This is a genomic window from Pirellulales bacterium (assembly GCA_036499395.1).
Lineage (GTDB): Bacteria > Planctomycetota > Planctomycetia > Pirellulales > JACPPG01 > JACPPG01.
Genome location: DASYDW010000050.1, coordinates 1 through 7,625, shown reverse-complemented (window position 1 = coordinate 7,625; position 7,625 = coordinate 1). Strand labels below are relative to the sequence as shown.

The window sequence follows — 7,625 nt, the reverse complement described above, 5'->3', positions numbered from 1 at the left end:
ACGACGGGCCTGCGCGTTGGTGGGCATCTGGCCGCGGATCATGCGGTACGAGTCGGTGAAGGATCCGCAGGACGCGTTGCGGATCAGGTTGAAGGACCTGGCGGCGAGCCGGGTGCGTTACGGGTACCGCCGGCTGCACGTGCTGCTGGACTGGGAGGGGTGACCGGATTTACCGGCAGGAAGGGCTGATGTGAGGACGAAGCGGCAGCGTCGCCGGGTGTCGGCGAAGAACCGCCAGGAGCGTGTTCCTGCTGTCGCGGCAAATGAGCGCTGGTCGATGGACTTCATGTCGGACCAGTTGTCCGACGGCCGGTGGATCCGGGTGTGACGATAGTGGATAATTTTACTTGTGGGAGCTTGGCCGCGGAGGTAGAATCGCGGTTCACGGGACACGCGGTGACTACGGTGCTGGCGCGGGTCGCGAGGCAATGCGGCTCCCCGAAGACGGTCCGGGCGGAAAACGGCCTGGAGTTCACGAGCATGGCGCTGGACCAGTGGACGTACCTGAACAAGGAGACCCTCGACTTCAGTGGGCTTGGAAAGCGTCGCACATTCAATAGTTTCGAGCGTTGCACGATAGCAGTCTGAGGCGCCGGCATGGACGAACGCGGTGTTTTCCCTTCTCAACACCGCGTTTGGCGTGGAGAACGCGGCGTCCGTCCATGGTGCAACCCTCAAAGAGCTGGAAACACGGCCAATTCCCGACGGGTTAGTTATCCGGATAGATTCTAAAACGAACGCGTTAACTTCAGCAGGAGCCGCATGTTCAAGCGTCAGGCATTCAGCCTCATCGAATTACTGATGGTCATTGGGATCATCTCACTTCTGGTTGGCATGTTACTTCCTGCGTTGTCGAAAGCGCGCCGATCCAGTCAGAGTGTTCAGTGTCGCTCGCAACTGAGACAGCTCGGAATAGCATTTCACATGTATGCGTCGGCCAATCGGGGTTATCTTCCAAGTTGGTCGGGGGTTCACTTTTATCCCGATGCCAAATACAGCGAGGTCGATGGTGACCAGGATGGATTATCGTGGACCGAACAGTTGATGCCATATTACGTCGCGCCGGACTCTAAATTGTATCAGTGTCCGAGCTTCCCGGTTGAAGTAATCACGTACTTCATCGAAGGGCGGTGGGAATCTATGCAGGGACAAACGTCGATCAAACTCGGGTCGATCAAAAAGGCTTCGGAGTTTGTCATATCCGGCGATTGCACTTGCAAAGCTTGGTATCCGCCGCCATACGGAACATGGACGCAAATCGATCAATGTGACAAAGACGACGCCAATTCGCCCTGTCTGCTATTTGCCAACGAGCCAGACGGTTTGAATCTCCATTCGGATGGCAACAATGTTTTATTCTCCGACAGTCATGTTGGGGCGTTTCGTCAGTATGACCCAAGCCGGATGACATTTAACCCAAACAGGATGCAATCGTACAATGACTGTACAGCAGATTGATGGCGATCATAAATGCATGAATGACTGGCAGACACCGCTACTTGTTGCGCGAATGATCCAAGTCGATCCCAAGCCATATCTCAAGGCGATTCATCGGACCGAATCGTTGTTCTCATCACTGGATCATGTGGAGAAATTTCGCAGTCTCATGTTCCGCGGGAATCTTTTCCTGATGGCAGATCGGCCGTCGTCTGCAAAGCAGTTGTTCGAAGAGATTGAACGTGTCGAGCTAAGCCACCGCGCTCCGCGTACTTGCATGTTAAACGCTACGGATAACATTGCTCGGGCGATTCATGCAGAGGATGGTTCGCTCTTGAGCGAGCCGAGGCATACCTTCAAGCAAAAGTGCAATCTAAAAAGTGAGATTATTTGTGGGTGAGTGCCTCTACCGTTCCGCGGACGCAGCGAGAACATTTTTGTGGATTTGTTTAAACGTCCGCAGCGAGCCCGCGACTTGTCTATGCGTGCGAGATGCGATCGCCGTGGCGAGTAATGAACGCCGGCAACGGCTTGGGTTGTAGATAATTTTGGAGCCTGTGCAGCGACGAATTATTTGTTTTCATTGTGCCGGCGGAAATGCCGCGATGTTTCAGTCGTGGCGGCAATGGCTTCCGTCGGATACTGACCTGTGCGCCGTAACTTTGCCGCGCGAAACCAGAACATCGGCGGCGAAATCGCGAGAGGAATTGGAGCAGCGGTGGGAGAGGCTTATCGAACACACGATTGGTCGACTTGAGCCCTTGCTGAAAATACCTTTCGTCCTCTTCGGGCATAGTATGGGTGCGCTATTAGCGTACGAGATCGCTCGCCGATCACAATTGCGTGGACGAAAAGCACAGAATCTGATCGTCTCGGCGCGTGCCGCTCCGCAGAATCGAGTTATCAGCGGAGTCCGCGAAATGTCCGATTCTGAGCTGATGCACTATCTGGTCCTGCTAGGCGGGACGTCTCCCGGAGTTTTTAAAGACCCGGAATTATGCGCGATGGTGGTCGCGCAGGTGCGCGATGATATGGGCCTTTGTGATGCGTATGCGCCAGGCAAGCTTGATCGGCTCAATACGCCGCTCACAATTTTCGGCGGCAACGCTGATCCTACAGTGTCAATGAAGCAGTTAGACGGTTGGCGCGAACTGACTATCGGGCGAACTGCAATGCATATTTTTCCAGGCGGCCACTTTTACCTGATCCCGCCGAGCATTAAGTTTCAGAATGTGGTATTGGAATGTTTGGAATCGTGTTAGCCGAGTCGCTTGGTATGTCCGAACCCGAACTGCTCCCCGATGTGACGAAAATGGGGAATGACCATATCCATGTATGGCATGTGTCGTTGGCGCAATTGGCGTCGGCTCGTTTTCCGGTCGAATTGTTGACTGCGTCTGAACAGCAGCGGGCGGCCGGCTATCGTTTCGACGCCGATCGGCAGTGCTTTGCTTGGGGGCGTTCGCTCGCACGAATCTTGATTGGCCGTTATATGGGGTGTGAAGCAGGGCGCGTCCAGTTTTCGTTTGGAAGGTTTGGGAAGCCAATGTTAGTGCAGGAAGATGACTACGCGGGAAATTCTCTGTATTTTAATCTCTCGCACTCCGGCTCATACTTGTCACTTGGTTTTTCGCGAACGATGCCGCTGGGCATTGATATTGAGAAGGTCCGGCCGATTTCAAATATTGCCACTCTAGCGGCGCGGGTGTTGGCCGCTGGGGAACTCGAATACGTTATGTCGTTGCCCGCCGAAGCGCGGGATCGTGGTTTTCTTCGTTGCTGGACGCTGAAGGAAGCTTCGCTTAAGTTATCGGGGGCCGGCCTTTCCGCAGAACCTAAGGAGGTATTGGTCGATCCGTGGAAGGAAGAATCATTGATTCGCTCCGATGGCTGGCATGGGCTTGAAACACGCTGGATGCGCGTCTTAACGCCAGCGTCTGGATATATTGGCGCAGTCGCAGCTGCGGCGAGTCCAGAAGAGGTGCTCGAGGTGTGCTGGCCATGATCAAACGCGTACATAAGCCAATATCTTCGGCTTCTCTTGCATCACGGCAGAGGGGCGCTGTTTCGGGCGAGGAACAGTCAGATGTCGCGCGGCTGGGACGCGTCGGGGGATCGCTGGCCATCGTGCTCGGCGCTATAGCCGTCCTGGGCGGTGCTGCGGTTCATCCCGCGGTCGTGAATCGCTTTCTGACGGACGTCAACGAACGTCGGGAGGCATTAATGAGTTCTTCAATTTGTGTCGCGCTGATCGGAGTCGGTCTGATCGTTGTGGGCGCCTGGGCCTTTCGCTCCAAGCGGCCTATCGCTGGCCGCGGGGTTTTGGTGATAATTTCACTGGCCGTGGTTATCGTGGTCGATAGGGCGCTACTCGTTATCATTGGGGTCGCGCCTGTCGTTCCAGATACTCAACTTTATTATCGGCTGCGTCCGAACCACCGGACATTTTGGGGACACGGTGAGGTCTTGGCCACAAATGGAAGTGGGTACTTTGACCGGGAGTTCATTGCGACTAAACGCCTTGATGAACTCCGGATTGCAATGATCGGAGACTCGCTGGTGTGCGGATGGAATTTGTCGCTTCCTTCGACGCTTCCAAAGACACTGGAGCGAGCGCTTGACCAGTCCGATGTCATGAAACGCCCGCATGATGTAATGAACATGGGAGTTCCAGGGTATTCGACGTGGCAGGAGGTCGAACTGGCTCGCGAATCTTTACGTTACAAACCAGATGTAATGATGATCGTCTTTTGCATGAACGACTTCACTGCCGGCCGGGAATGCCCATCGCCGAACGGCGGTCGCGGGGTGGTCCCGAGTCGCAGTCGCCTGGTGGGATATCTCTGGAACGAAACCGGCTATGGACGCGTGTTGATCAAATATCTTTATCCCGCTCAGGATGAGTGGTCTGTGGGGCAGTTGGCAAGGCAGCGCGATCGCGAAGAGCTACTTTCCGTTAACGTGTCCGCCGCGCTGCGAGCAAAACTAGACGACTGCCTGTCGCAGTTGCAAGAGATTTACCGTCTAGCCAAGTCGGCAGGAGTGCGGCCGGTTCTTGTAGTGGCTCCGATGAGATTTCAGATCTATGAATCGGCTACGCGCACAGTTCAGAACATCCTGCTGGAGCATGCGCGCGGTAACGACGTCGATGTGGTCGATCTCGCCCCTGCCTTCACCGAGTTGCTGAAAGCACGTATGCGGCATGTTATGGCCAGTACCAAGCCGTCGGCGGAGAGTCTGTTGGGTCGGTATTTTATGGATGACTGCCACTTCTCCAGCGAGGGCAATCGGGTAATTGCTGATCAGCTTTTGCGTCATCTCGAAAGCCAACACGTCGTAGCAACCTTGCCGGGATCGCATCCCGATTTTACATTGGAGCATCGTACTGAAGTTGATGGTCGTAACTTTGTTCTTGATCACGTCATTACTGCCGACCGCATTTCCGTGCGTCCGGCTGAGGGTGGCGGCGCGCTGACTGTAAGACTGCTGTGTGTCCGGACAGCTCAATCGGAGTCCGAGCCGTACTTTAGCGAGTCTATGGAGCTAACCACAACAGTTCTGAAGGGGCGCACACTCCGTCTGCAATATGATCCGACCATGAGTGCAGCCGATGGCGAGGGAAATCTCTTTTGCTACGTATTCGCGGAAAACTCTATGCTGAACATGAAGTTGATTCGCTTTGGGTGGTCGCGGTATCTTACGAAGTACGGCAATGGAATTCACGGCAGCGAGCTAACGGCTGCTGAGCACGCGGCGTCTGAGCAGAAAGTTGGGATCTGGAAAAGGCGATAACATCTCACTGCCTGGTCGCTGGCCGTTCTCGTTCGCTATTGATAATGATCGTTTGGTCGTGTGGTTTGATATAAACAATGAATCAGAATAGATCTATTTTGGAATGCCGCAGTCTCGTCGAGTTGCTGGAGCAAAGAGCGACGTTGACGCCAAACGCGATTGCATATGTTCGATTGGAGGACGGGCGCACCGAATCGGACTCTCTGACCTACGCACAAATGGATCGTCGTGCTCGTGCGATTGCGGTTCGACTGCGATTGCGATATGCGCTGGGAAGCCGGTGCATGCTTTTGTTCACGCACAGTTTCGATGCGATGGTCGCCTTCATGGGGTGCCTTTATGCCGGCATGGTGCCCGTACCGATCCCGGCGCCTGTTGGATCTCGCGTCAAGCGAGCGTTGCCAAGAGTCGAAGCCGTTATGCGAGACTCGCAAGCTATAGCGATTCTCTCGACATTTTCGACCGCGTCCTCTCTGAGCAGCGAGCACGGTTTGCAACAGCTAGGAGGGATGGACATCTTTCATCTGGAGGATGTGCCGGATCATTTGGCGGATCAATGGAGCATACCGCCGACTGACCCGAGGGGGGTCGCTTACCTTCAATACACGTCTGGTTCGACGTCCAGCCCTAAAGGAGTAATGGTATCACACCATAATATCCTGCATCATTCCGAATGTTTGCGGAAGGCGTGGGGATATGACGAATCCAGTGTCTCAGCAACGTGGATGCCATATTATCACGACTATGGATTGGTCGATGGTCTCATTCAGCCATTGTACTCAGGGATTCCATGCTATGTGATGTCGTCACTCGCCTTCATTAAGCGGCCGATCCGATGGTTGGAGATCATTTCGCGATACGGCGTGACGCATAGCCAAGGGCCGAATTTTGCCTACGAGTATTGCATTCGTCGCATAGCGACGCAGGATTTGGACAACGTCAACTTGATCAGTTGGCGCACGGCGAGCAATGGTGCGGAAACCATCCGTGCCGAAACCGCCGAGCGATTCATCGCCAAATTTGCGCCATTTGGCTTTCGACCGGAGGCCTTCTTCCCCACGTATGGTTTAGCGGAGGCAACGCTAGTGGTCTCTACCAAAAGGCGAGAAACGCTATGGAACTGTGTTACCGTGGATGCCCACGCAATGGAGCGGTGTCGCGTGGTGTTGACAAGTTGCGCATCAAGAGCTGCGCGGCGAGTAGTGAGTTGTGGAATCGCAGCGCCCCACGTCACAATAGCCATTGTAAATCTGGATTTGCGCCAGCGATGTTCAGCCAACGAAATCGGTGAGGTATGGGTCTCGGGGCCATCGGTGACACAGGGCTATTGGAATCGTCCCGAAGAGTCCAGTAAATTATTCGAGGCTCGAATCGTCGGCGATCCCCGACCCTATCTGCGAACAGGCGATCTGGGCTTTGTCTTGAATGATGAAGTGTTCATCACCGGGCGATTGAAAGACTTGGTGATTGTAGCTGGCGCTAATCATCATCCGGAAGATATAGAGTGGACTGTGCAATCAGCGCATGCCGCTATTCGGGCAGACGCAGTCGCAGCTTTTTCAGTGGATCGCGGTGGGGAGGAACGGCTCGTTGTAGCGGCGGAGTTCGAAAAAGTCGGCAGTGACCTTACGGAGGTGGCCGAATCAGTACGGGCAGCGCTTGCCGAGGTTCATGACCTTCAACTCGATACATTCGTTTTTCTTCGGCACGGTGAGATTCCTAAGACATCAAGTTTCAAGGTACAACGATACGCATGCCGGCAGGCGTTTCTGGATGGTCAGTGGCGTGTCGTAGGGATTTGGAATGCGCCGTCGGGGCAGGGCGTTTCGTTAAATGAATTTGACGACATGGGCGTCTCCAAGCAGCGGGCGCCCTTGTCATCACCAGAAGCCGCTACGGCGAAATCCGGCTCGCCAGTGACGGACCCGGCTGAATCAGCTCCCGATCGTAAGATGCCACCGGGATACGCGGAAATAACCGATTGGTTATGCGCACGCATGTCCCGGTTGACCGGTGAGGCCGCCCGGCGGCTTGATTGGAACGCGCCATTTTCCTCCTATGGAGCGACCTCACGAGAACTCGTTTCGCTCATAGGCGAATTGGAGCAGTTTCTCGGAACATCATTGTCGTCCACACTACCGTGGAATTATCCGACGATACGGTCGTTGGCTTCGTTTTTAGCAGGAGGTACGACCCGGAGAGTGCCGGATGCTGACACGAGCGAGTCCCATGTCGATCGTCGCGTAACGGAGTCCCGTGAAGGGATAGCGGTGGTGGGGATAGGTTGCCGATTTCCGGGCGGTGGCCGCGGCCCTGGAGGGTACTGGCAGATGCTGCGTGGTGGCCGCGACGCTGTGGGGGATGCGCCGGAGTGGCGCGGCCTGGGTGCGGGATTG

The 7,625-nt window shown here is 55.1% G+C and carries 6 protein-coding genes; all 6 read left to right on the top strand.

Translation table 11 applies throughout. The features are described 5' to 3' along the window. The first annotated feature begins 762 nt into the window (after nucleotides 1-762). A complete protein-coding gene (locus tag VGN12_07625; GenBank protein ID HEY4309306.1) occupies nucleotides 763-1,458 on the top strand; it encodes a type II secretion system protein in 696 nt (231 codons plus the stop codon). Then, complete coding sequence (locus VGN12_07620; protein ID HEY4309305.1) at nucleotides 1,439-1,837, top strand: hypothetical protein; 399 nt, start codon at nucleotides 1,439-1,441, stop codon at nucleotides 1,835-1,837. The genes VGN12_07625 and VGN12_07620 overlap by 20 nt, the downstream gene beginning before the upstream one ends. Nucleotides 1,838-1,994: 157 nt before the next feature. Continuing rightward, nucleotides 1,995-2,699: an alpha/beta fold hydrolase gene (locus tag VGN12_07615; GenBank protein HEY4309304.1), complete on the top strand. Its 705-nt coding sequence runs from the start codon at nucleotides 1,995-1,997 to the stop codon at nucleotides 2,697-2,699. 14 nt (nucleotides 2,700-2,713) lie between these two features. Beyond that, nucleotides 2,714-3,442, top strand: coding sequence for a 4'-phosphopantetheinyl transferase superfamily protein (locus VGN12_07610; protein HEY4309303.1), 729 nt, complete (start codon nucleotides 2,714-2,716; stop codon nucleotides 3,440-3,442). Next, nucleotides 3,439-5,229 carry a GDSL-type esterase/lipase family protein gene (locus VGN12_07605; protein ID HEY4309302.1) on the top strand — a complete coding sequence of 597 codons (1,791 nt, stop codon included), beginning with the start codon at nucleotides 3,439-3,441 and terminating at the stop codon, nucleotides 5,227-5,229. Before VGN12_07610 ends, VGN12_07605 begins: the two co-directional genes overlap by 4 nt. Before the next feature lie 77 nt (nucleotides 5,230-5,306). Beyond that, a partial coding sequence (locus VGN12_07600) for an AMP-binding protein (protein HEY4309301.1) occupies nucleotides 5,307-7,625 on the top strand: 2,319 nt, incomplete at its 3' end.

Excerpts from the sequence above, each read along its gene's own strand:
- VGN12_07625 (HEY4309306.1), top strand. The coding sequence starts at position 763 with ATGTTCAAGCGTCAGGCATTCAGCCTCATCGAATTACTGATGGTCATT.
- VGN12_07620 (HEY4309305.1), top strand. The coding sequence starts at position 1,439 with ATGACTGTACAGCAGATTGATGGCGATCATAAATGCATGAATGACTGG.
- VGN12_07610 (HEY4309303.1), top strand. The coding sequence starts at position 2,714 with ATGTCCGAACCCGAACTGCTCCCCGATGTGACGAAAATGGGGAATGAC.
- VGN12_07605 (HEY4309302.1), top strand. The coding sequence starts at position 3,439 with ATGATCAAACGCGTACATAAGCCAATATCTTCGGCTTCTCTTGCATCA.